Origin of the sequence: Streptomyces sp. IBSNAI002 (assembly GCF_052244475.1) — a bacterium.
In the GTDB taxonomy this organism is placed as follows: domain Bacteria; phylum Actinomycetota; class Actinomycetes; order Streptomycetales; family Streptomycetaceae; genus Streptomyces.
In genome coordinates this window covers 1,010,331-1,032,753 of sequence record NZ_JBQPXG010000002.1, presented here as the reverse complement: position 1 = coordinate 1,032,753, position 22,423 = coordinate 1,010,331, and the positions used below count along the sequence as shown (strand labels likewise).

At 74.6% G+C, this 22,423-nt stretch carries 19 protein-coding genes; 10 read left to right on the top strand and 9 right to left on the bottom strand.

All coding sequences use genetic code 11. The annotated features are described in order from the left end of the window. Nucleotides 1–29 precede the first annotated feature (29 nt). From ACTVZO_RS04960 to ACTVZO_RS04945, 4 genes are all read left to right on the top strand, one after another. Nucleotides 30–1,142: an FAD-dependent oxidoreductase gene (locus ACTVZO_RS04960; protein ID WP_443297183.1), complete on the top strand. Its 1,113-nt coding sequence runs from the start codon at nucleotides 30–32 to the stop codon at nucleotides 1,140–1,142. A gap of 134 nt (nucleotides 1,143–1,276) precedes the next feature. Next, nucleotides 1,277–1,792 (top strand): hypothetical protein, encoded by a 516-nt coding sequence (locus tag ACTVZO_RS04955; protein WP_443297182.1) that lies wholly within the window; start codon nucleotides 1,277–1,279, stop codon nucleotides 1,790–1,792. A gap of 30 nt (nucleotides 1,793–1,822) precedes the next feature. Then, nucleotides 1,823–3,466: an apolipoprotein N-acyltransferase gene (lnt, locus tag ACTVZO_RS04950; protein WP_443297181.1), complete on the top strand. Its 1,644-nt coding sequence runs from the start codon at nucleotides 1,823–1,825 to the stop codon at nucleotides 3,464–3,466. Between the two features lie 29 nt (nucleotides 3,467–3,495). Continuing rightward, nucleotides 3,496–3,981: an NUDIX hydrolase gene (locus ACTVZO_RS04945; RefSeq protein WP_443297180.1), complete on the top strand. Its 486-nt coding sequence runs from the start codon at nucleotides 3,496–3,498 to the stop codon at nucleotides 3,979–3,981. A 4-nt stretch (nucleotides 3,982–3,985) separates the two neighbouring features. Here the strand turns inward: ACTVZO_RS04945 and ACTVZO_RS04940 are convergent, their stop codons facing one another. Both ACTVZO_RS04940 and ACTVZO_RS04935 read right to left on the bottom strand, forming a co-directional pair. After that, nucleotides 3,986–4,762, bottom strand: a complete 777-nt coding sequence (locus tag ACTVZO_RS04940) for a trypsin-like serine peptidase (RefSeq protein ID WP_443297179.1) — start codon at nucleotides 4,760–4,762, stop codon at nucleotides 3,986–3,988. A 159-nt stretch (nucleotides 4,763–4,921) separates the two neighbouring features. After that, a complete protein-coding gene (locus ACTVZO_RS04935) occupies nucleotides 4,922–6,385 on the bottom strand; it encodes a glycosyltransferase family 39 protein (RefSeq protein WP_443297178.1) in 1,464 nt (487 codons plus the stop codon). Nucleotides 6,386–6,545: 160 nt separating this feature from the next. On the opposite strand from ACTVZO_RS04935, the gene ACTVZO_RS04930 reads away from it, so the two are divergent. Further along, complete coding sequence (locus ACTVZO_RS04930) at nucleotides 6,546–7,835, top strand: ATP-binding protein (protein WP_443297177.1); 1,290 nt, start codon at nucleotides 6,546–6,548, stop codon at nucleotides 7,833–7,835. A gap of 325 nt (nucleotides 7,836–8,160) precedes the next feature. Here the strand turns inward: ACTVZO_RS04930 and ACTVZO_RS04925 are convergent, their stop codons facing one another. The 5 genes from ACTVZO_RS04925 to ACTVZO_RS04905 form a co-directional block, all read right to left on the bottom strand. Beyond that, entirely contained in the window at nucleotides 8,161–8,763 is a 603-nt protein-coding gene (locus tag ACTVZO_RS04925) for a hypothetical protein (protein ID WP_443297176.1), read from the bottom strand. Further along, nucleotides 8,760–10,385 carry a serine/threonine-protein kinase gene (locus ACTVZO_RS04920; RefSeq protein WP_443297175.1) on the bottom strand — a complete coding sequence of 542 codons (1,626 nt, stop codon included), beginning with the start codon at nucleotides 10,383–10,385 and terminating at the stop codon, nucleotides 8,760–8,762. Before ACTVZO_RS04920 ends, ACTVZO_RS04925 begins: the two co-directional genes overlap by 4 nt. Before the next feature lie 111 nt (nucleotides 10,386–10,496). Further along, the gene (locus tag ACTVZO_RS04915) at nucleotides 10,497–11,753 is read right to left on the bottom strand and encodes a Tm-1-like ATP-binding domain-containing protein (protein ID WP_443297174.1); all 1,257 of its coding nucleotides are present in this window, start codon (nucleotides 11,751–11,753) and stop codon (nucleotides 10,497–10,499) included. Between the two features lie 46 nt (nucleotides 11,754–11,799). Continuing rightward, nucleotides 11,800–12,279, bottom strand: coding sequence for an NUDIX domain-containing protein (locus ACTVZO_RS04910; RefSeq protein ID WP_443297173.1), 480 nt, complete (start codon nucleotides 12,277–12,279; stop codon nucleotides 11,800–11,802). 67 nt (nucleotides 12,280–12,346) lie between these two features. Continuing rightward, on the bottom strand, nucleotides 12,347–13,402 hold the full coding sequence (locus tag ACTVZO_RS04905; protein ID WP_443297172.1) for a cation diffusion facilitator family transporter: 1,056 nt from the start codon (nucleotides 13,400–13,402) through the stop codon (nucleotides 12,347–12,349). A gap of 162 nt (nucleotides 13,403–13,564) precedes the next feature. On the opposite strand from ACTVZO_RS04905, the gene ACTVZO_RS04900 reads away from it, so the two are divergent. From ACTVZO_RS04900 to ACTVZO_RS04890, 3 genes are read left to right on the top strand one after another with little or no spacing between them, the layout of a single operon-like run. Next, on the top strand, nucleotides 13,565–15,937 hold the full coding sequence (locus tag ACTVZO_RS04900) for an FHA domain-containing protein (RefSeq protein WP_443297171.1): 2,373 nt from the start codon (nucleotides 13,565–13,567) through the stop codon (nucleotides 15,935–15,937). Continuing rightward, the gene (locus tag ACTVZO_RS04895; protein WP_443297170.1) at nucleotides 15,934–16,605 is read left to right on the top strand and encodes a hypothetical protein; all 672 of its coding nucleotides are present in this window, start codon (nucleotides 15,934–15,936) and stop codon (nucleotides 16,603–16,605) included. The genes ACTVZO_RS04900 and ACTVZO_RS04895 overlap by 4 nt, the downstream gene beginning before the upstream one ends. Then, nucleotides 16,605–17,573, top strand: coding sequence for a serine/threonine-protein kinase (locus ACTVZO_RS04890; RefSeq protein ID WP_443297169.1), 969 nt, complete (start codon nucleotides 16,605–16,607; stop codon nucleotides 17,571–17,573). Before ACTVZO_RS04895 ends, ACTVZO_RS04890 begins: the two co-directional genes overlap by 1 nt. A gap of 49 nt (nucleotides 17,574–17,622) precedes the next feature. Here the strand turns inward: ACTVZO_RS04890 and ACTVZO_RS04885 are convergent, their stop codons facing one another. Then, complete coding sequence (locus tag ACTVZO_RS04885; RefSeq protein ID WP_443297168.1) at nucleotides 17,623–18,906, bottom strand: streptophobe family protein; 1,284 nt, start codon at nucleotides 18,904–18,906, stop codon at nucleotides 17,623–17,625. Between the two features lie 339 nt (nucleotides 18,907–19,245). Here ACTVZO_RS04885 and ACTVZO_RS04880 point away from each other — a divergent pair, with 339 nt between their 5' ends. Continuing rightward, nucleotides 19,246–20,787 (top strand): DUF6777 domain-containing protein, encoded by a 1,542-nt coding sequence (locus ACTVZO_RS04880; protein ID WP_443297167.1) that lies wholly within the window; start codon nucleotides 19,246–19,248, stop codon nucleotides 20,785–20,787. Between the two features lie 40 nt (nucleotides 20,788–20,827). Here the strand turns inward: ACTVZO_RS04880 and ACTVZO_RS04875 are convergent, their stop codons facing one another. After that, a complete protein-coding gene (locus ACTVZO_RS04875; RefSeq protein WP_443297166.1) occupies nucleotides 20,828–21,067 on the bottom strand; it encodes a hypothetical protein in 240 nt (79 codons plus the stop codon). A 126-nt stretch (nucleotides 21,068–21,193) separates the two neighbouring features. Between ACTVZO_RS04875 and ACTVZO_RS04870 the strand changes: the two genes are divergently transcribed. Next, a complete protein-coding gene (locus ACTVZO_RS04870) occupies nucleotides 21,194–22,420 on the top strand; it encodes a sensor histidine kinase (protein ID WP_443297165.1) in 1,227 nt (408 codons plus the stop codon). Nucleotides 22,421–22,423 lie beyond the last annotated feature (3 nt).

The following is a 22,423-nucleotide window of genomic DNA, read 5'->3' as shown; positions in this document are numbered from 1 at the left end:
GTAGTCGTCTCGGTGAAGAGGGTTCGGTCATGAGCAGCCAGAGCAGGGCCGTCGTGGTGGGCGCGGGCGTCGGCGGACTCGCCACCGCCATCGGCCTGCGGCGCGCGGGCTGGGCGGTGACCGTGGTGGAGGCCCGGACGGCGCTCGAACGCTACGGAACCGCCTTCGGCATCCACCCCACCGCCCAGGCCGCGCTCGAACGGCTCGGCCTCGGTGAGGTGCTGCGCACGCACGCCGTCCCCTACCGCGAGGCCCGGATCCGCCGCCCCGACGGCAGGGTGCTGGCCGCGCTCCCGCTCGAACGGATCGAACGCAAGGCGGGCCGGCCCGAACTGCTCGTCTCCCGGCCGCGCCTGATCGACGCACTGCTCGCCGCGCTCGACCGGGCCGGCGGCGCGCGGATCGTCTACGGGCACCGCCTCACCGGCCCGGCCGGCCTAGAAGCCGCCCCGGCCGGCCTAGAAGCCGCCCCGGCCGGCCTAGAAGCCGGCCGGGCCGACCTCGTCGTCGGCGCCGACGGCATCAACAGCGCCGTCCGCACCGCGTACTTCGGCCGGGCCGGCGGCCCCCGCGCGATCGGCTCCGTCGCCTGGATCGGGATCGCCGGCTTCGAGACCGGCGTGTACGGGGAGACCTGGGGCGAGGGCCGGTTCTTCGGGATGACCCCCGTCGAGCCCGGCCGCACCAACTGGTACGCAGCCGTCCCCGAGGCCACCACCGCCGAGGAACTGCGGGAGGCCTTCGCGGGCTGGCACGACCCCGTCCCCCGGGTTCTGGCGGAGACCGACCCCGCGAGCTGGATCCGCTACGAGATGCGTCACCTGCACCCCGCCCTGCCCTCCTTCGTCGCGGCCGGCCGGGTGGCGCTCGTCGGCGACGCCGCCCACGCGATGACCCCCAACCTCGGCCAGGGCGCCTGCACCGCCCTGCTCGACGCCGAGGCCCTGACCCGCGCCGTCGCCGCGGGCGCCGCGGCCGGGCCGGGCGGGCCGGCCGGGCTCCCCGCCGCCCTGCGCGCGTACGACGCCGAGCGCCGCCGCAGCGCCCAGCGGGTCGCCTTCGGCTCCCGGACCCTGCACCGCTTCGTGACCGCCCGCCGCCCCGGCCTGCGCGACGCCCTGGTGAGCCTCCTGCCCGGCTAGGCCGCCGCCGACCGCCTCCGACCGCCGCGGGACCTCAAGTTTGGTTCAGGTCACCAGCGGGCAGGCGCGCCATGCATCGACCGACCGGGCGAGAGGCGGTGGCGCGCATGCGGAACGTGAGTACGCTGCTACTCATGACCGGTCACCCCCCGGGTCCGCTCTGGACGGGCCGGGCCTCCAACCGTGTGCAGTGGCTGCTCGCAGCGGCCGGTGCGGCCTGTCTGGCGCTCGGCGTCCAGCTCGCCGTCGACAGCTCCTGGACCGACGGCATCGCCCCGCTGCTCATGTCCGTGGTCGGCTGCCTCGCCGCCGGACTGCTCATCCTCTACGGCACCCTCGCCTTCGTGCACGTGGCCGTCACCGTCGACTCCGAGGCCCTCGTGGTCCGCTGCGGCCACATCGGGCTGCCGCGCCGCACGATCCGCCTCGCCGAGGTGACGTCCGCCGAGTTCGTACCCCGGATCACCCCGACGCACTGGGGCGGCTGGGGCTACCGCTGGCGCCCCGAGAAGGGCACCGCGGTCATCGTCCGCCGCGGCGAGGGCGTGGAATTGCGGCTCGACGACGGGAAGCTCTTCACGGTCACCGTCGACGACGCGGAGAACGCCGTCCGGGTCATCCGCGCCCACCTGCGGGCCCTTGCCCGCTGACGCGGACGGACACGACGTACACTCCGCCAGATGAGCAGCAGTGTCACCCGCGCGGCCGGGAACGAGCCCGCGGACCCCTCCGCCGCAGTCCGCGCAGCAGCCGGAACGCAACCCGCGGTGCCGTCCGCCACGGGCCCCGCCGAGACCGCGAAGCGGAAGGGTGCCCGGCTGGCGCGTCCGCTGCTCGCCGCCCTCTCCGGGGTGCTGCTCTACCTCAGCTTCCCGCCCCGCCCCCTGTGGTGGCTGGCCCCCTTCGCCCTCGCACTGCTCGCCGGCTGCCTCCGCGGCCGCCGCGCCCGGGCCGGCTTCGGACTCGGCCTCCTCGCCGGACTCGGCTACCTGCTGCCGCTCCTCGTCTGGACCGGCGAGGAGGTCGGCCCCGTGCCCTGGCTGGCGCTGTCCGCCCTCGAAGCCGTCTTCATCGGCCTCACCGGACTCGGGATCGCCCTCGTCAGCCGACTTCCGGCCTGGCCGCTGTTCGCCGCGGCCGTCTGGGTCGCGGGCGAGGCACTGCGCGCCCGGGCCCCGTTCGGCGGATTCCCCTGGGGCAAACTCGCCTTCGGCCAGGCCGACGGCGTCTTCACGCCGCTCGCCGCGGTCGGCGGCACCCCGCTGCTCTCCTTCGCCGTCGCCCTGTGCGGATTCGGGCTGTACGAGGCCCTGCGCACCGCCCTCGACCACCCCCGGCGGGCCACCGCCGCGCTGGCCGCGCTCACCGTCGTGGCCCCCGTCGCCGCCGGTCTCGCGGCCCGGCCGCTGGTCTCCGACGCCGCCGAGGACGGCACCGCCGTGGCGGCCGTGATCCAGGGCAACGTGCCGCGGCTCGGCCTCGACTTCAACTCCCAGCGCCGCCAGGTCCTGGACAACCACGCCAAGCGCACCGAGCAGCTCGCCGAGGACGTCAAGGCGGGCCGGGTCCCGAAGCCCGACTTCGTGGTCTGGCCGGAGAACTCCTCCGACCTCGACCCGTACTCCCAGCCCGACGCCTACGAGGTCATCGACAAGGCCGTCAAGGCGATCGGCGTGCCCGTGGCCATCGGCGCGGTCGTGTCCCCGCAGACCGGCCCGCTGCGCAACACGATGATCCTCTGGGACCCGGTGAGCGGCCCCACCGCGACCTACGACAAGCGCAAGATCCAGCCCTTCGGCGAGCGCATCCCGATGCGCTCCTTCGTCCGGCTCCTCAACTCCGACGTGGACCGGGTGCGCCGCGACTTCGGCCCCGGCAAGGACCCCGGCGTGTTCGACATGGCCGGCAGCGGTGTCGGCATGGTCACCTGCTTCGAGGCCGCCTTCGACGACGCCGTGCGCTCCACCGTCCGGGCCGGGGCCCAGGTGATCGCCGTACCCAGCAACAACGCCACCTTCGGCCGCAGCCAGATGACCTACCAGCAGCTCGCCATGGACCGGATCCGCGCCGTCGAGCACGGCCGGACCGTCCTCGTGCCGGTCACCAGCGGGGTGAGCGCGGTGACCCGCCCCGACGGGACCATCGAGCGCCAGACGAAGATGTTCACGGCGGACGCGCTGGTCACCGAGATCCCGCTGCGTTCCACCGAGACCCCCGCGACCCGGTTCGGACCGCTGCCCGAGTACGCGCTGCTGCTCCTCGCCGCCGCCGGTCTCGGATGGACCCTGGCCCGCCGGATCCGCGCCCGCGGGGCCACCGCGTAGGCGGCCGGAACCGGCCTTAAGGTCGGGGAATGACCACACCGGAATACATCCGCGAGATCCGCGCCACCGCCGGGCACCGGCTGCTCCTGCTGCCCGGCGTCACGGCCGTCGTCGTCGACGACCGGGGCCGGGTCCTGCTCGGCCGGCGTACCGACACCGGGCGGTGGTCGGTGGTCGGCGGGATCGCCGAACCGGGGGAGCAGCCCGCCGAGACCGCCGTGCGCGAGGTGTACGAGGAGACCGCGGTGCGGTGCGTGCCGGAGCGCGTGGTCCTCGTCCAGATGCTCGAGCCGGTCACCTACCCCAACGGCGACCGCTGCCAGTTCCAGGACATCACCTTCCGCTGCCGGGCGACCGGCGGCGAGGCGCGCGCGAACGACAGCGAGTCGCTGGAGGTGGCCTGGTTCGACGTGGACGCCCTGCCGCCCCTTGAGCACTTCGCCCTGGACCGCATCCACCGCGCCCTGCGCGACGAGCCGACCTGGTTCGCGGCCCCGGCAGGGGTCACGGAGTAGTGCGTCAGCCGGCGTCCGAGGCCTCCCGGTAGAGCTCGACCGCCTGGTCTCCCATCAGCGCGCTGTACGAGATCTCCGGCACGGTGCCGCCGCCCTCGTGGCCGCCGAGCACCCCTGCCAGGGCGCCGTCCACCAGCCAGGGGCTGCCGCTGGTGCCGCCGCTGAGGTCCGGGCACGCGATGCGGCGCTGCGTCGGTGAGATCAGGACGGTGGTGTTGGTGCAGCGCAGCGGGGTCTCCTCGCTGCGCGGGTACCCGATGACGGTCACCGTGGCGTCGGCCGGCTGCTCCGCCGCGACCGGGAAGCCGCCGACGAGGTCCTCGACCCGCTCGGAATCTCCGCCGTCCGCCGGGGCCACCGTCGCGAAGGCGATGTCGTCGTCGGGGTCCTCGCCGTCCGTCCAGCCCGGGGCCATGTGCACGCCCGTGATCCGCCACGTGCCGTACGGGGCCTCGCCGTCCCGGTAGCCCGGAGCGAACACGGTGGCGTCCGGGTCGTCCAGGCAGTGCGCGGCGGTGGCGATCACGTCGCGGTCGTCGCTGCGCACCACCGCGGCGGTGCAGAAGTGCCCGCCGTCGAGCCCGCCCGCGAAGAGCGCGCCCACCCGGTCCGCCGCGGCGTCCGGTGCGGCCCGCGCGGTGACCCCGAGCGGCGGCTCGGCCGCGGCGTCGGGCACGTCCACGCTGAGCAGTGCGGCCATCGCGACGAGCGCCGCCAGGAGCCGGGACACCCGCCGGGCACGGCCGACGGCGCGGGGCGGGGTGAGCATGCGGTGGATCATGCTTCGACCCTGCCCGGCGAACCTATGTCCGGAGCCCGATGTTCCGTATGAATCCGCTGTGAATCGTGGACCCGCGGTGAATCCGGTGGCCCCCGTGTGAAGCCGGGTGCCCGGATCGGGCCCGGGTGCCCGGATCGGGCCCGGGCGTCCGGACGCGTCCTACCCGAGCCGCTCGTACACCGTCACCCGGCGGCCCCGGACCTGCCGGTCCTCCACCACCGCGAACCGCTCCCGCAGGACGGCCGCCTTGGCCTTGTCACGCTCCGCCGACGGCGCCTTCGCGACCCCCGCCGCGTCCGTGACCAGCAGCACCCGCCGCTGCCCGAGGAGCTCCGCCCGGATACGGTCCGGACCGGCCTCTTCGCCCTTGAGCGTGCCCGACGCGACCGGGGTCCGGGCCAGGGCGATGTCGGCCAGGCCCGCGAAGGCGCCGGGGGAGACCAGCGCGGTGTCGCGGCGCGCGGCCGGGACGTACAGCACCGCGTCCCCGTCCCGCTTCAGCCGCGCCACCTCACCGGCCACCGACAGCACGTCGTCGACCCGGCTCGCCGGAGCCCGCTTGCCCAGCTCCACCGGCAGCAGGGCCAGTACGGCGACACCCGCCACACCCGGCACGAGCAGGCGGCCGGCCCTCGGGAAGCGGGGTGCGCAGACCCGTACGGCGGCGCCCAGCGCGGCGCCGATCAGCAGGGCCAGACCCACCATGGAGAACAGCACGTACCGGTCCAGGAACAGCGGCTGGACCAGCGAGAGGCCGATCAGCCCCAGCTGCGGCACCGCCAGCAGCGGAAGCCCCACCGCCGCCGCCGACAGCCGGGCCCGGACGGGACGGTCCGCGCGTGCGCAGAGGCCGCCGACGGCCAGCAGGATGCCCGGCCCGATGAGCATGTGCAAGGTCAGCGGCGGTATCCATGACACCTGGCCGGACTGCCCCCGGCTGAACAGGATCAGCGGCAGCGCACCCGCCACCGCGCAGGCCCCGTACGCCGCCCAGCGCAGCCACACCCCGCGCCCGGCCCGCACCCACCACAGCGTCACGGCGTGGGCGGGCAGGATCAGCAGCGACAGCCAGTTCAGCAGGGCGCAGACCAGCACCGTGGCCCCGTACGCCGTCCAGCGCGGCCAGACCCGCCGGCCGGGCCGGGCCGGTTCCGGGGACAGCAGGGACACCAGCAGCAGGGTCGACAGTCCGGCCCCGGCCGCGACCAACGCGTACGGCCGGCCCTCCTGCAGATAGAACTGCACCGCCGGCAGCAGTCCGAGGGCCAGTCCGCCGCCGAGCCCCGCCCAGGGCCCGGCCAGGCGCCGCCCGATCAGCGCCACGCACGCCGCGGCCGCGGCGACGGCGAGCACGGACGGCAGCCGCAGGGTCGTCGTGCTCGCCCCGAAGAGCTCGAAGAGGCCGTGCATCAGCAGGTAGTACAGGCCGTGCACGGCGTCGACGTTGCCGAGCATGTCCCAGATCTCGCCCGCCGACCGCCCGGCCACCTGCCAGGTCGCGGCCTCGTCCCGCCACAGGCTGTCCTGGCGCGACAGCCCCCACAGGCCGAACGAGAGGGTCCACAGGAACGGGAGGAACCAGACGAGGTGCCCGCGTCGGGCCGCGGGTATGTGGCAAAGCATGAAGGACGTGTGTTCCTCGGTCTGGCGTTCGGGCGGAAGCCACCAGTCTATGGACGACACGGACGGTTTCCGGACCGCCTGTTGTGCACCGCGGAGCGTGGGCCGGCGCCCCACCCGCCCCTAGCCTCGCCGCAGGAGCACGAACGAGGGGCGGTACCCGGTGAACTGGCTCATCCACGACTACCGCGAGAGCGATCTCGCAGCGGTGGTCCACCTGATCGACACCACGGCCGAACTCGGCCAGGAGTCCGTCTTCTCGCTCGCCGAGTGCATCAGCGCCCTCACGGACCGCCAGCCCTGCGTGGTCGCCGTCCACCAGGGCGTGCCGATCGGCGCGGCCCTCGCCTGCGTCACCGGGGAACGCGCCTGGGTGATGCGCATCGCGATCGCCGCCGGCTGGCGCGGCCGGGGCCTGGCCAGCGCCCTGCTCGTCGAGCTGGAGCGGCGGCTCATCGCGGCCCGCGTGGGCCGGATCGCCTACGTCCTGCCCGAGGAGGACCTGCTCGGGGAGGGGCTGCTCAACGCCGGCTACACCCGGCAGCCCGCCGTCGCCTACTTCGAGAAGACCGAACCGCTGCACGGACCGGCCGCGGGCCTCCTCGACGACCTCGGCGGCCGGTTCCTCCCCAACGACCTGTGGACCAAGGTCGCCGGCATGGAACGGGAGAAGGACCTCATCGAACGGCGCGTGGTGCTGCCGCTCGCGGAGCCCGAGCGCGCCGCCTCCCACGGTGTGCGGCCGCCGCGCGCCATCACCCTGTTCGGGCCGCCCGGCACGGGCAAGACCACCTTCGCCCGGGCCATCGCCTCCCGGCTCGGCTGGCCCTTCGTGGAACTGCTGCCCTCCCGGCTCGCCGACGAGGGCAACCTGGCCGCCGCGCTGCGCGACGCCTTCGCCCGGATCGCCGAGCTGGAGCGGGTGCTCGTCTTCATCGACGAGGTCGAGGAGATCGCGCCCGTGCGCACCGAGCCCGCGCAGCCCGGCGGGATCCACGGGGTGACGAACGAGCTGCTCAAGCTGATACCGGGCTTCCGCGAGGGCGACGAGCGGCTGCTGGTCTGCGCCACCAACTCCATCCGCTCCCTCGACCCGGCCTTCCTGCGGCCCGGCCGCTTCGACTACCTGATCCCGATCGGCACCCCGGACGCCGGGGCCCGCGCCGCGATCTGGTCCCGGTACACGGCGGGACGCGCGGACGTCGACGTGGCGGCGCTGGTGGCGGCGAGCGAGCTGTTCACCCCCGCCGACATCGAGCACGCGGCGCGGATCGCGGCGCAGGTGTCCTTCGAACGGGACCTGGAGGCGGTGGGCGCGCGCGGCGCGGCGGCCGCGCAGCTCGGCGCGACCACGGAGGACTACCTGGCGGCGGTCGCGCAGTGCCGGCCGACCGTGACCCCGGCGGTGACGGGCGAGTTCGAGGCGGACATCACCGCCCACGCCCGCTTCTAGCCCCAACATCTCCGTCCCCCGGTTGCGGCGGGGGGCGGGACGGCCGGGCGGCCGGACGCGAAACGGCCCGCGGCCACTCCCCAAAGCGGCCGCGGGCCTCCCGCGCGGACTTGGCATCCGTGCGGGACGGCCACGCTCCGGTTGGGGTGTTCGCCGGCTGGAACGTGACACGCAGGGGTGCCGGAGGGCGCCCTGAGCACCCTCGTCAACACCTCCGAGTCAACCAGCGCTGGGTGTGCCCGCGCCTCGGCCGGACGGCCACGGCCGCCCCGGCCGAAAGGACGAGACGGGCAACGGGCCTACGAGTCCCGCAGGCGGCCGTCCGCTACGGGGCGCAGCGGTACTCGAACTCCACCGCGGCCGTGCGCTGCCCGGGCGAGACCAGTTCGAGCTCGGCCCTCGCGGGATAGGTCCCCGCGCCCCGGAAGGTCCACAGCAGGTGCAGCCGGGCCTCCTGCTGCCCGCGCGGCACCCGTTCGGTCAGCCGTTCGGACCGCGTGCCGTCGCTGCGCAGCCACCGGTACGTCAGGGTCCCCGGACGTCCGTTGGTCCGTACGACGGCCACCACGTCGGCCGCCGCATCGCAGGCCGGCCCCATCGGGTCGGTGGTCACGGCCACGTCCTCGACGGCGAGCGCGGGACCGAAGCGCTGCCACCCGAGGTACGCGACGACCGCGAGCAGCACGACCGCGGCCAGGGCGTAGCGCCGCAGGCCCGCGCCGCGCCGCGGCCGCGCGGGCGGGGCGGGCGCGGTCACCGGGAACGGCGCGGGCATCGCCGCCGTGACCCCGGGCCCGAACCGGAGCACGGACCCCTCGACCCGGTCGGGGGTCACCTCCGTGGCCGCCGGAGGACCGGAGAACCAGTGGCTGCCGAGGACGGTGGCGCTGTAGTCGTCGTCGTTCTGCGGGGCGCGGGGATCGCTCATCGGGGCACCTCCTGGCAGCGCGCCAGGTACTGCGAGTCGGACGCGGACTTGTTGCCCGCGGCGGGCTTGGTGGTGACCCTGACCCCGCCGTAGCAGCCGCCGCCGCGGGGGAAGGAGTGGGACCTCACCACCGGGGCGAGCGAGCCGGACTGCACGACGAAGGTCTCCGTGCCGTCGGGCACGGAGTAGTCGCCCTGCCGGCTGCCCAGGAACCACTCCACGACCACGGTGACCGGCCCGGTGCCCGTGGCCGCGACCGAGATGGTCGCGTCGCCCCGGTAGACGCCGGTCTTGAGCGAGACGCCCACGTCGGTGACCCGCAGGGTCGGTGTGGGACTGGGCGTCGGTGTGGGCGACCAGCTGACGGTCGGCTTCGGCGTCCCCGTGGCGCTGGGCGACGGCGTCCCCGGCCCCGGAGCCGAGGGCGACGGCGACGCGGACGGCGAAGGGCTCGCCGATGCCGAGGGGCTCGGGCTCGGGCTCGGCGTCGCGGAAGGGGAGGGGCTCGGGCCCGGCGCGGGGGAGGCCGCCCCGGGCGGGGCCGCGCTCGTCGTGGCGAACGCGCTGAGCGCCGAGGCCCCGCCCGGGGAGGCGCCGATCGCGTCCGTCGTGAGGACCAGGGCCGTGCCCAGGATCAGCGCCGCCCCCGCCGCCAGCCAGCCGCGCCGGCCCGGGGCCCAGCCGGAGCCCGGGCCGCTGCTCAGGGTGGTCGTGGCCACCGCGGTGGTGCCCTCGGCCGCGCCCGCGGAGGGGAACAGCAGCGGCAGCAGCGCCGCCAGCGCGGCCAGCTTGCGCTGCCCGCGCTGCTCCCACTGCGGCCCGTACGCGGCGAGGGCCACGTCCTCCAGCTCCGCCACGAAGGCCTCGGCGTTCTCCGGCCGCTGCTCGGGCCGCTTGGCCAGACCGCGCCGGATCAGCGGGCGCACCGGCTCGGGGGCCTCCGTCTCCGGTACGGGCGCCTCGATGTGCTGGACGGCGAGCTCCGCGAAGTTCTCCCCGTCGTACGGCTTGCGCCCGGTCAGGCACTCGAAGAAGGTCGCCGTCGCCGCGTAGACGTCGGCCGCGGGCGACGCGGGCCTGCCCTGCCACTGCTCGGGTGCCATGTAGGCGGGGGTGCCGGCCACGCCCGGTGTGGTCCCGCGCCCCGCCGCGATCCCGAAGTCCACCAGCTTCGACGAACCGTCCGCCGAGACCAGCACGTTCTCCGGCTTGTAGTCCCGGTGGACGACGCCCTCCCGGTGCGCCGCCGCCAGCCCGAGCAGTGATCCCTTCAGCACCACCAGCGCGGCCTCGGCGTCCGCCTGCCCGGCCTGCCGGAGCAGCGCGCGCAGCGAGATGCCGTCCACCAGCTCCATCACGATGGCCGCGCCGCCGGGCGACTCCACGTACTCGTACAGACCTACGACGAACGGCGACCGCAGCCCGCCGAGCAGCCGCGCCTCCGCCCGGAACTCGCCGACGAACGCCGGGTCCTCGCGCAGCCGGTCGCTCAGGTACTTCACCGCGACGGCCGTTCCGGTGCCGTCGTGCACGGCGAGCACCACCCGGCCGCTGCCGCCCGACCCCAGCTCCCGGACCTCCGTGTATCCGGGGACCGCCCATGCCGTCCGGGTGTCCTTCATCGCTTTCCGCCCCCCTGCCGGCCGTGGTTCCGCCGCCGTGTGCGCCCCGGGTCGGGGCGTCACATGGGACGTGGATTGCGCCACGGCCGGTTCCCCACCGGGTGGCGTGTGTCAGGCCGCGGCCGACACCGCTCCGATCATGGCGTGCAGCCGGTCGGCGGCGGCCCGTCCGAAGTCCGGGTCGTTGATGTGGGTGTCGTAGTCGTAGAGCCGGGCGGCGCTGCCCCGCAAGCCTTCGCGCAGCGCCGAGAACAAAGCCCGGTCGGCGCCGGGGTCATGGTAGGGCCCACCGGGGGCGCCGAGCGTGGACAGTCCGCGCAGTGGGACGCAGACGGCCGTGGGGCCGGTCGCCGCGCGGAGTTTCCCGGCGACCCGGCGGCCGAGTTCCGCGCATTCGTCCTCGGTCGTACGGATCACCGTGATGGACGGGTTGTGGACGCGGACCCGCCGGTAGCGGACCCGGTCGGGCAGGGTCTCCATCGGGCCGAACTTGACCATGTCCAGCGCCCCCAGGCTCACCACCTGCGGAATCCCGGCCCGCCCGGCCGCGCTGAGCCGGTCGGGGCCGGCGGTGAGGATTCCGCCGCACAGGTCGTCGGCGAGTTCGCTCAGGGTGAGGTCGAGGACGCCCGCGAAGACCCCCTGGCCGGCCAGCGTCTCCAGAGTGCGGCCGCCGGAGCCGCTGACGTGGAAGACGAGCACCTCGTAGCCCAGTTCGGTCAGCCGCTCGCGGGCCGCGTCCACGCCGATCGTGGTCACGCCCGCCATGCTCGCCGCGATCAGCGGGCGGTCGCCCGCGCCCAGCCGCGGCGCGCGGCGCGGGTCCAGGGAAGTGCGGGCGAAGGCCTTGGCCATCCCGGCGACCGCCTCCACGGCGTTGGCCAGGACGGGCGCCGAGATGCTGTTGATCCCCGCGATGTCCACCACGCTGTACATCATCGTGATGTCGGCGGAGCCCACGTACGGCGTCACATCGCCGGACGCCATGGACGAGACCATCAGCTTCGGCACGCCCAGCGGCAGGGCGCGCATGGCCCGGGTCGCGATGGAGGTGCCGCCGCTGCCGCCGATCGCGAGCACCCCGTGCAGCCGGCCCTCGGCGTGCAGGCGTAAGAGGGTCGCCTCGGCGCCCCGGGCCATCGTGGTGACGGCCGCGCCCCGGTCGGCGGCCTCACGCAGTTCCGACAGTTCCGTTCCCGCGGCCCGGGCGACCGCCTCCCGGGGGACGTCCGCGGGCACCCGGGGCTCGCCCATCACCCCCGTGTCGACCAGTACCACTTCGACGCCGGCCCGCAGCAGCCTCTCGCGCAGCCAGCCGAACTCCACACCCTTGGTGTCCAGGGTTCCCACCAGCACGACGTTCGTCATATGTGGAATGTGCACGCAGCCGGAGCCGCTGGCAACCCGACGCGTATCAGCCCTTTTCCCTCTCCAACAGGCGGTCGAGGAATGGTGTCTGAGAGGGCATCAGCTTCTCCCGCGCCGTCGGCGGGTCGAACCACGCCACCCGGTCGAGCTCGGGGAACTCCCGTACGGTCCCCGAGTGCGGCGGCCATTCCATCGAGAAGGTCCCGGGGACCATGAGCGCCGGGTCGAGGTCCGCCTCCACCGCCCAGATGGTCACCAGCTTTCCGCTGGTCAGCCGTACCTCCCCGAGGGGCACGTACGCGCCCTCCGGCGGCGGCAGGCCGATCTCCTCGGTGAACTCCCGGCGGGCCGCGTCGCGCGGGGTCTCGTCGGGTCCGTACTCGCCCTTCGGAATGGCCCACCCCCCGGCGTCCCGCCCCGACCAGAGCGGGCCGCCCATGTGGCCGAGAAGTACCTCGATCCCCGGATCCCGATCCTCACCCGTTCGGCGGAACAGGAGCAGTCCGGCACTGCGCTTGTGTGTCATGCGCCCATGTATGCCCCGCTCGGCGGCCGGTCAGTGACAGGACCCGCCGGGCCCCGGTGACGGCCGGTCAGTGGTCGTGCGGGCCCTGGCGGTGGACCGGACCGTGCGCGTCCGCGCAGTGCGCGTCCTCGGTGTCCTGGCCGGCGCGGCCGACGGTGAGCAGCGCGTCCTGTACGTGGTCCACCTGGAGGGTGGTGTGGGTGATCCCGTACTCCTTGGCCAGCAGCCGCTCCAGATCCCGGCGCACCGCGTGGCAGTCGCCCGCCGGCTCGACGAGCACGTGCGCGGACAGGGCCGCCTGACCCGAGGTGATGGTCCATATGTGCAGGTCGTGCACCTCGGTGACCGGCGGGTGCCCGACCAGCCGGTCGCCCACGGCGTCCGGGTCCACATGGGCCGGAGCGGCCTCGAGGAGGATCCGTCCGGACTCGCGGATCAGCCCGTAGCCCGCCTTGACCATCAGCACCACCACCACGAGCGTGGCGATCGCGTCGGCCTGGCGGAATCCGGTGGTCAGCACGATCAGACCGGCGACGGCCGTCCCGATGAACGCGAACAGGTCGTTCAGGATGTGCTGGTAGGCGCCCTCGACGGCGAGCGAGGACCGGTTGGCCCGCGAGATGCACCAGGCCGCGGCGATGTTCACGACGATGCCCGCGAGCGCCGTCGCCAGCACCAGACCGCCTTCCACCGGCGGCGGGTTGATCAGCCGGCGCACCGCCTCGTAGGCCAGCCAGACCGCCAGCAGCAGCAGGGTCAGCCCGTTGGCCTGGGCGGAAAGGATCTCCGCCCGCTTGAGGCCGTACGTGAAACCGCCGCGCGCCGGCCGGGCCGCCAGCCGCATCGCGATCAGCGCGAGGACGATCGAGACGGCGTCGGTCAGCATGTGGGCGGCGTCGGAGATCAGGGCCAGCGAGTTGGCCATCACGCCGATGACCACCTCGACGGCCATGAACGTGGCGATCAGGCCGAGCGCCATGGCCAGCCACCGGCGGTCGGCGTCGGCCGAGACGCCGTGGCTGTGCCCGGCGTGGCCGTGGCCGTGGCCCTTGTCGTGCGCGTCGTCGTCGTGGTCGTGGTCGTGCGCCTGGCCGAGCGCGTTCGGATGGTCGTGCCCACTCATGGCGTCCCCCATGTGTTCGGTTCCGTCGCGTGAAGTGAAGCGCACCCCGGCGAGATGGGCAAAGGCTGCAACGGGGACCGTTGTCATTACCCTTAAGGGGCCTCTGACCTGCGGTGATGCCCGACCGGTGCCGTGTCGTCCGGATCGTGGGAAAATCTGGTCATGGTCCAGCGCCCCGGTGTGCCGACCGCGCCCGAGCTCGTTCTGGAGACCGACCGGGGCTCCACGCGGATGAGCCCGGGCCGGAGCTACCACGTCGGCCGCGACCCCCTCTGCGAGATCTGCCTCGAGGACGCCCGCGTCTCCTGGCACCACGCCGTACTGCGCCCCGACGGCGACCACTGGACGGTCGAGGACGAGGGCAGCACCAACGGCACCTGGGCCGACGGCCACCGCATCCACGAATGGATCGTCGGCCCCGGCAGCGAACTGCGCTTCGGCAGCGCCGACGACGGCCCGCGCGCCGTCCTGGCCGACGCACCACCGGCCGGACCGGCCGCCGGCCGCCCCTCCCAGGTCTCGAACCCGGGCATGACCGGCACCTTCAAACAGCCGACGACGGTGCGCCCGCTGCCGGCCCGCACCGCCGTCCGGATCGGCCGCGGCCCCGACAACGACCTGGTCATCGAGGACCTCATCGTCTCCCGCCGGCACGCCGAACTCCGCGCCCTCGCCGACGGCAGCTACGAGATCGCCGACCTCGGCAGCCACAACGGCACCTACCTCAACGGAGCCCGCGTCGACCGGACGGCCCGCCTCACCGAGGGGGACATCGTCGGCATCGGCCGCTCCGCCTTCTGCCTCGTCGGCGACGAGCTCCAGGAGTACGTGGACACGGGCGAGGTCTCCCTCGACGTCCAGGACCTCACCGTCGCCGTCGACCGGGGCCGCAAGACCCTGATGGACGGCGTCTCCTTCCCCGTCGGAGCCAAGTGCCTGCTCGCCGTCGTCGGCCCCAGCGGAGCCGGCAAGTCCACCCTGCTGGGCGCACTGACCGGGCTGCGCCCCGCCGACCGGGGCACCGTCCTCTATGACGGCCGCGACCTGTACCGCGACTACGCCGAACTGCGCAGCCGCATCGGCCTCGTGCCCCAGGACGACATCCTGCACGCCCAGCTCACCGTCCGCCGCGCCCTCGTCTACGCCGCCGAACTGCGCTTCCCGCAGGACACCGCCAAGGCCGAACGCGAGGCCCGGGTGGACGAGGTGATCCGCGAGCTCGGCCTCGTCCAGCGGGCCGGACAGCCCATCCACAGCCTCTCCGGCGGCCAGCGCAAGCGGGTCTCCGTCGCCCTCGAACTGCTCACCAAGCCGTCCCTGCTCTTCCTCGACGAACCCACCTCCGGCCTCGACCCCGGCATGGACCGCTCGGTCATGCACATGCTGCGCGGCCTCGCCGACGACGGCCGCACGGTCATCGTCGTCACCCACAGCGTGCTCAGCCTCGACGTCTGCGACCGGCTGCTGTTCCTCGCCCCCGGCGGGCGCGTGGCCTACTTCGGGCCGCCCGAGGAGGCCCTGGGCTTCTTCGGCTTCGAGCACTGGCCGGAGGCCTTCGAGGCGTTCGAGACCCAGCAGGACCGCGACTGGGCCGGGGCCTACCGCGCCTCGCCGGTCCACCGCCGGTACGTCGACGCCACCGTCAGGCCCGGATCCCCCGACGCGGCCGCGGTGCCCGCCCGGGCCGCGCCGCTGCCACCGCCCAAAGCGCAGAGCTGGGGCTCCCAGCTGTCCACCATGATCCGCCGGTACGCCGCCGTGCTCGGCGCCGACCGCACCTTCCTCGTCATCATGGTCGCGCTGCCGTTCATGATGGGCGCCATGGCCCGCGCACTCGCCGGGAGCACCCTCACCGCCGAGACCGCGTTGAACGCCCTGCTCATCCTGACCATCGGCGGAGTGCTCACCGGCGCCGCCAACGCCGTCCGCGAACTCGTCAAGGAACGCGTGATCTACCAGCGCGAACGCGCCGTCGGGCTGTCCCGCTCCGCCTACCTGATGTCCAAGGTGGTGGTACTCGGCACGATCACCGTCGCCCAGGCCGTGGTGCTGACCGTCGTGGCCCTCGCCGGAGTGAAGCTCAACGCCCCGGGCGGCAAGGGCGTCGTGATGCCACCGCTGATCGAGATCACCCTCGCCGTCGCCCTGCTGTCCTTCACCGCGATGATGCTCGGCCTGCTGATCTCCGCCCTGGTCCGCAAGGAGGAAGTGACCATGCCCCTGCTGGTCCTCCTCGCCATCGTCCAGGTCGTCTTCTGCGGAACCCTGCTCAAGCTCTACGACGTCGCCGTCCTCGAACAGGTGGCATGGCTCGCGCCGGCCCGCTGGGCGATGGGCGCGATGGGCGGCACCATCGGGCTCGCGGCGATCGTCCCCGGCCGGCTCACCCAGGACCCGATCTTCAAACACGACGCGGGCGTCTGGCTGATCAGCATGAGCATGCTGCCGGTCCTGTCCGTGCTCTTCGGCCTGCTGGTGTCCCGGCTGCTGCGCAGGCACGAGCCCGCCGTCATGCGGAAGCAGCCCCGGAAATGAGCTTCTCCGAGGGGGCCGAGGACTTCCGCCCCACCCACGTCGTCCCGCAGGAGGGCCTGCCCGCGTGGGAGACCCCGGACGTGTCCTACCCGACCGTTCCGCTCGACGCGTTCCTCCCCGTGCAGCTGCTGTCCCGGCGCGGGGACTGGGGCGAGGTGCTGTGCGCCAACGGCTGGTCCGCGTGGGTGGACGGTCGCCTGCTGGTCTCCGTACCGCAGCCGCCGCCGACGGCCGGAGGACGGGCCCCGGGGCGCGCCGAGGACCCCGGACCGCAGCTCGAGCGCGCCTCCGCGTCCCTGGAGCGCTACCGGCGGGCCGTCGCCGAACTCGCCGCCGGACGCACGGACGGCGAGGCCTTCCGGCGGTCCGTACGGGGCCTGCGCGCCGGGATCGTCATCGACGGGGAGTCCGTGTGGCTGTACGACGTGGCCGCGGGCCGGTGGATGTACGGCGACGGGACCCGCATGACGACCTACGCGGCCCTCGCCGGACCGGGAGCCCCGCCCGTACCGGGTGCCCCGCCCGCACCCGTCGGCCCGCCCGGGCACGCCCCGTCGGGGCCGCCCGACCCGGTCGCGGTCCAGCTCGACGTGGAGCCCGAGCCCCAGCCCGAGTTGGGGCACGCCCCGACCCGCATCGTGGACAAGCCCGGGCACGGCGGCGAGTGATGGCGACGCCCGATCCGGTCGGCGGCCGCCCCTCCGACCTGCGCGGCAAACGCATCGCCGGATACCAGGTGGAGAGCGAGATCGGGCGCGGCGGGATGGCCGTCGTCTACCGGGCGCGCGACCTGAACCTGGACCGTACGGTCGCGCTGAAGCTGCTGGCCCCCGAACTGGCCCGCAACGACACCTTCAGACAGCGGTTCGCGCACGAGTCGCGGGTGGCCGCCGCCATCGATCACCCGCACATCGTGCCCGTCTTCGAGGCGGGCGAGACGGACGGACTGCTGTACATCGCGATGCGCTTCGTCGCGGGGCAGGACCTGCGGGCGATGCTGAACCGCTCCGGGCCGCTCCCGGTGGACACGGCCGTCCGGATCGCGGGCCAGGTCGCCTCGGCGCTGGACGCGGCGCACGACCACGACCTCGTGCACCGCGACGTCAAGCCGGGCAACATCCTGGTTTCGCGGGGCACGGACAGCGACCACCCCGAGCACGTGTACCTCACGGACTTCGGGCTGACGAAGAAGTCGCTGTCCCTGACCGGTTTCACCAGTGTGGGGCAGTTCGTCGGGACGCTTGACTACGTGGCGCCGGAGCAGATCTCCGGCAAGCCGGTCGACGGCCGGTGCGATGTGTACGGCCTCGGGTGCGTCGTCTACGAGACCCTCGCCGGGGGCCCGCCGTTCGAGCGGGACGACGACATGGCCCTGCTGTGGGCCCACCAGTACGACGAGCCGCCGCCGCTCAGCTCACGGCGGCCCGGGCTGCCCGAGGCGCTGGACGGGGTCCTGGCGAAGGCACTGGCCAAGTCCCCGGAGGACCGCTGGAGCACCTGCCTCGAATTCGCCGGAGCCCTCCGCCGGGCCGGCGCGTCCGCCGCCCCGCCGCCCCGCCCGGAGCCCCCGCGGAACCTCGCGCCCCCGCCGCCTCCGGCGTGGGCGCTGCCGGTGTTCGAAGGCCGGGACGACTGAGCCGGGACGCTAGCCGGGACGCTTGAGCGGAGATGAGCGGAGAGGCGGGCTACCGCGGGACCGCGGCGGGTTCCCCGACGCGGCCGGGGTGGCGCAGGGGGCGGGCCAGCAGCCCGCCCAGGAAGCCCGCCACCGCGCCCCAGAGCAGGGCGAGGCCGACCGTGCGCCACAGGACCGGGACGAGTTCCACCGCGCCGCCGAGGCCGTCCTCCTCACCGATGCCCAGGAGGGAGAGGCCGAACCGGGCCTGGACCCGCGCGAGCAGACAGACCGTCAGGGTGGCGAGGGCCAGCGCCACACCCAGGTGGAGCGCGTGCTGCCAGGGCCGGACGTGCGCGGGCGACCGTACGGCCGCCAGCACGCCCGTGCCGAGCAGCATCACTGCGGCCACCGCCGCCAGCCACCACGCCCGGGAGTCCCGCTCCGCGAGCGAGGCCATGTCGACGGTGGACAGGTCGGAGCCGCGCAGCACCTCGTCCAGCAACTGCGGCATCGGCAGCCCGAACGGGCCCTCGACCCGGCCCTCCCAGGCGCCGCCGAAGCCCAGGGTGAGCGCGAGCCAGGCCAGGTTCGGCAGGCCCAGCAGGATCACGGCCAGGGTCCGGGCACCGTGGCCCTGCGTGAGGGTCACGACCACGCCGACCCCGATGCCGAGGACGACGTACGCGAGCAGCAGCGCGACGGTGGCGAAGGCGGCCGGGCGCACCGCCGCGTGGAAGCGGACCAGCCGGACCGGCAGCGGTGCGCGGCGCGACACCAGCAGGGCCACCAGCAACAGGCCCAGGATCCACAGCAGTCCGAAGAGGAGCGTGGCGGGCAGGTCGGCCCGGAAGCCCACGGTCGGGGCGGAGTCGAGGAGTTCGCCGATCACTCCGATGGGGGAGTCGCCGGTGGAGAGCCCGAAGGTGTGCCGGGCGAGGAGGGCCGTGCCGGTCAGGGCCAGCAGCCACAGGACGATCAACGGGGCGGCCCGGCCGAGGAGTTCGCGGGGCCGGGCGACCGCCCGGTTGTGCAGGGGACGCAGGAAGAGGTAGCCGGCCGTGAGGGCGCCGGCCAGGCTCACGGAGAGCGGGAGCACGGACAGGCTCGCGTCCGCCCCCGCCAGGAAGCCGGCGCCGCCCGACACCTCGACCGAACCGCCGGCCGCCATCACGACGACCGCGGCCGTCACGCGGGGGAACGCGCCGCCGGGCAGATCGCCCGCGCCCGCGCACGCGAGACCCGCCGCGGCGACCGCGGCCATCACGACGAAGGCCACGACGACGGCGACGAGCGCGTCACGCCATGCCCTTGCGGAGCCCCCGGACGACGGTGATCTCGGTGTCTGGCTCACCCTGCAACCGTGGCACTCTCGGCTTGCGGGCACCACCCGGACGGCGCACACAATGGTCCGCAGGGAACTCACTCCTCCTGTGAAGGAGAGCCCGTGACCACGCAACCCTCCGGCCGACCACCCTCGTCAGAGCGCCCCACCGGGCCGCCGTCAGGCCCGCTCTCGGGCGGGCAGCAGGGGTCTCCGCCGCCGCCCCCGCCTTCGGGGCCGCCCGGGGGGACCGGTGGGCCCGGCAGCACGGGAGGATCCGGGGGCGCCGGCGGCACCGGGGGCACCGGTGGCCCGGCCAAAGGCCCGTGGTGGCGCTCCATACCCCGGCTGGCCACCGCGCTCGTCGCGGTGGCCGCGGCCGTGGCCCTGGCCGTGGTGCTGACCCGGCCCACCGGCACCGCCGAGGGCGGCGAGGTGTTCCTCCAGCCGGTCGCCGCCTCGGGCCCGGACCCGTTCACCGAGTCCACCGCCGTGAGCGAGGCCCCACCGCCGCCGGAGACCCCACCGCCGCCCGGGACCGGGAAACCGCCCGGGACCGGGAAACCAGCCGAGACCGGGAAACCCACCGAGACCGGGAAACCCACCGAGACCGGAAAGCCGACCGGTCAGCAGAAGCCTCAGGAGACGCAGACGCCGCCCGCCGCCACGCGTCCGGGCACCACGGCCCCTGCGGGCACCCCGACCGTCAACGGGTCTTCGCCGGGCGTGTACGCCGGCACCAGGAACGTCGCGAGCTGTGACGTCGAGAAGCAGATCAAGGTGCTGACCGGGCAGCCGGCCAGGAACAGTGCGTTCGCCTCGGTCTCCGGCCTCCAGACGGGGGCCGTCCCCGGCTACCTCCGCTCGCTGACCCCGATGCAGCTGCGGATGGACACCCGGGTCACGAACCACGGCTTCCGGGACGGCAAGGCCACCTCCTACCAGGCGGTGCTCCAGGCCGGAACGGCCGTGCTCGTGGACGACCGCGGGGTGCCGCGGGTGCGGTGCGCGTGCGGGAACCCGCTCGGCCCGCCGGTGGCGCTCAAGGCCAATCCGAAGCGGTTCGGGCAGGTGTGGAACGCGTACCAGCCCTCGCGGGTCGTCGTCATCGCACCGGCCGTGTCCATCGTGAACAACTTCGTGATCTACGACCAGCGCAACGGGCACTGGTACGAGCGGGAGCGGGGCGACCGCCCCAGCACGCCCGACCGGCGCGTGCCGCCGCCCGTGTTCACGACTCCGCCGATCACCACGGTCACCCCGTCGTTCCCCACGCCGACCAGGCCCACCGGGTCGCCGTCGACGCCGACACCGACCGGGTCGCCGCGCACGCCGACACCTTCGGGCACGCCTACGGAGACCCCGTCCAGGACCCCGTCCGAGACGCCTTCCGGAACCCCGTCCACGACCCCTTCCGAGACGCCCTCGGAGACGCCCTCCGAGACGCCTTCGGGCACGCCTTCCGAGAGCCCGTTGACGTCGCCGTCCGAGACGCCCTCCGAGACCCCCTCGGCGACGCCCTCGGGGACACCGTCACCGACCCCGTCGGAGACCCCGTCCGAGACGCCGTCACCGACCCCGTCACCGACCCCGTCGGAGTCGCCGTCAGCTGTCGCGTCACCGACGCCGTCCCCGACCCCGCGGTCCCCGTCCCCGACCCCGGCGTCCGAGCCCCCGACCTCGGCGCCGCCGACCGAGCCGCGCTCGGTGGCCCCGTCGCCCCCGCCCCCGCCGCCCTCGCCCGAGGTGCCGCGACCGGTGCCGACTCCGGCGCCGCCGGCCGTCCCGACCCCGGAGGAGCCCGTACCTGAGGTGCCCACGCCTGCGGCGCCCACCGCCGAGCCGCCCGCTCCCGAGGAGCCCGAACAGGAACAGCCCGACCAGCAGGAGCCCAACCAGCAGCAGGAGTAGCGGCAGCCCGTAGGGGCCGCCCCCCTGGAGGGGGCGGCCCCTACGTACGCCGCCGTCCGGCGAGCGCGTCGCCGGCCGCCCCCACCGCGATCCCGAGCGCCGCCATCACCACGTAGCCGTAGACCTCGTAGCCCTCGGGCACCAGGAAGCGGACGAAGCCCATGAAGTGGATCCAGCCGAGCCATTCGTGCAGCAGCCCGCTCGCGCCGCCGACGACGAGGACGAAGCTGATCAGTCCGGTCACGGCCGTCACGGGGGATTTCGGTGAGGTGGAGGTCATGCTCCGACGGTAGGCGGGCCGCGTCGGGCGACGGATCGGCCGTTGGGCGCTCGCGGAGGGTACTTAAGTATCCGGTTCGCCGCGCGGATGCCCGGTCACGGCCCGCGCCGCGTAGATTTCCGGGACATGCGCCGCCTCCCCCGCGTCCCCGGCTTCCACCGGATCGCCCGCATCGAGCGGATCCCCCGCACCCGCCGGGACTGGGCCGCCGACCTGGCCCTCGTCCTCTTCGCCGCCTGTTTCGCGGCCGTCAGCTCGCAGTCCATCCCGGTCGCCGACAGCGTCGGACCCGCGTGGCGGGCCGCGGACCAGGCGGCCGGCGGACTGGCCTGCGCGGCGGTGCTGCTGCGGCGGCGCTGGCCGGTGCAGCTCGCGGTGGTGCTGCTGCTGGCGGGCACGCAGGCGCACTACCTGACCGGCCCGGCGCTGGTCGCGGTGTTCACGGTGGCCGCGACCCGGCCGTGGCGGGTCACGGCCTGGGTGGCGGCGCTGGCCTTCGCCCCGCTGCCGCTGTTCCTGTGGCGGCTGCCGGACATGACCGAGGACCGGGCGGGCCCGGCGGTGACGTACTTCGCCCTGATCGCCGGGGCCATCGGCTGGGGCCTGTTCCGGCGCTCCCGGCAGCAGCTCATCGCCTCGCTGCGGGAACGCGCCGAACTGGCCGAGGCGGACGCGGAGTCGAGGGCCCAGCGGGTGCGGATGGAGGTGCGTGAGGAGATCGCCCGCGAGATGCACGACGTGCTCGGGCACCGGCTGTCGCTGCTGAGCGTGCACGCGGGCGCCCTGGAGTACAACCCGGGCGCAGCGCCCGCCGAGACCGCGCGGGCGGCCGGGGTGATCCGCGAGAGCGCTCACCTGGCCCTGCACGACCTGCGCGAGGTGATCGGGGTGCTCCGGTCCGGAACGGGCATCGACACCGCCGAGGGCCGGCGGCCGCAACCCGAGCTGGCGGACCTGGAACGGCTGGTGGCGGAGGCCCGGGAGGCGGGCGGCCGGATCGAGCTGACCGGACCGCCCGACGGGCCCGCGCCGCCCGCCCTCGCGGGCCGTACCGCGTACCGGATCGTGCAGGAGGCGCTGACCAACGCGCGCAAGCACGCGCCCGGCGCGACGGTCCGAGTAAAGGTGGCGGGCGTCCCGGGGGAGCGGCTGACGGTGGAGGTGCACAGCGGCCGGCCGCCCGGTCCGGTGCCGGAGACCGGGCCGGACCGCGGGCCCGGCGTGGGCGGTGAGGGCGGCGGGCAGGGGCTGGTCGGGCTGGTCGAACGGGCCCGGCTGGCGGGCGGCGGCCTCACGGCCGGTCCCGCGGACGACGGCTTCCGGGTGGAGGCCTGGCTACCCTGGCAGAACTGAACG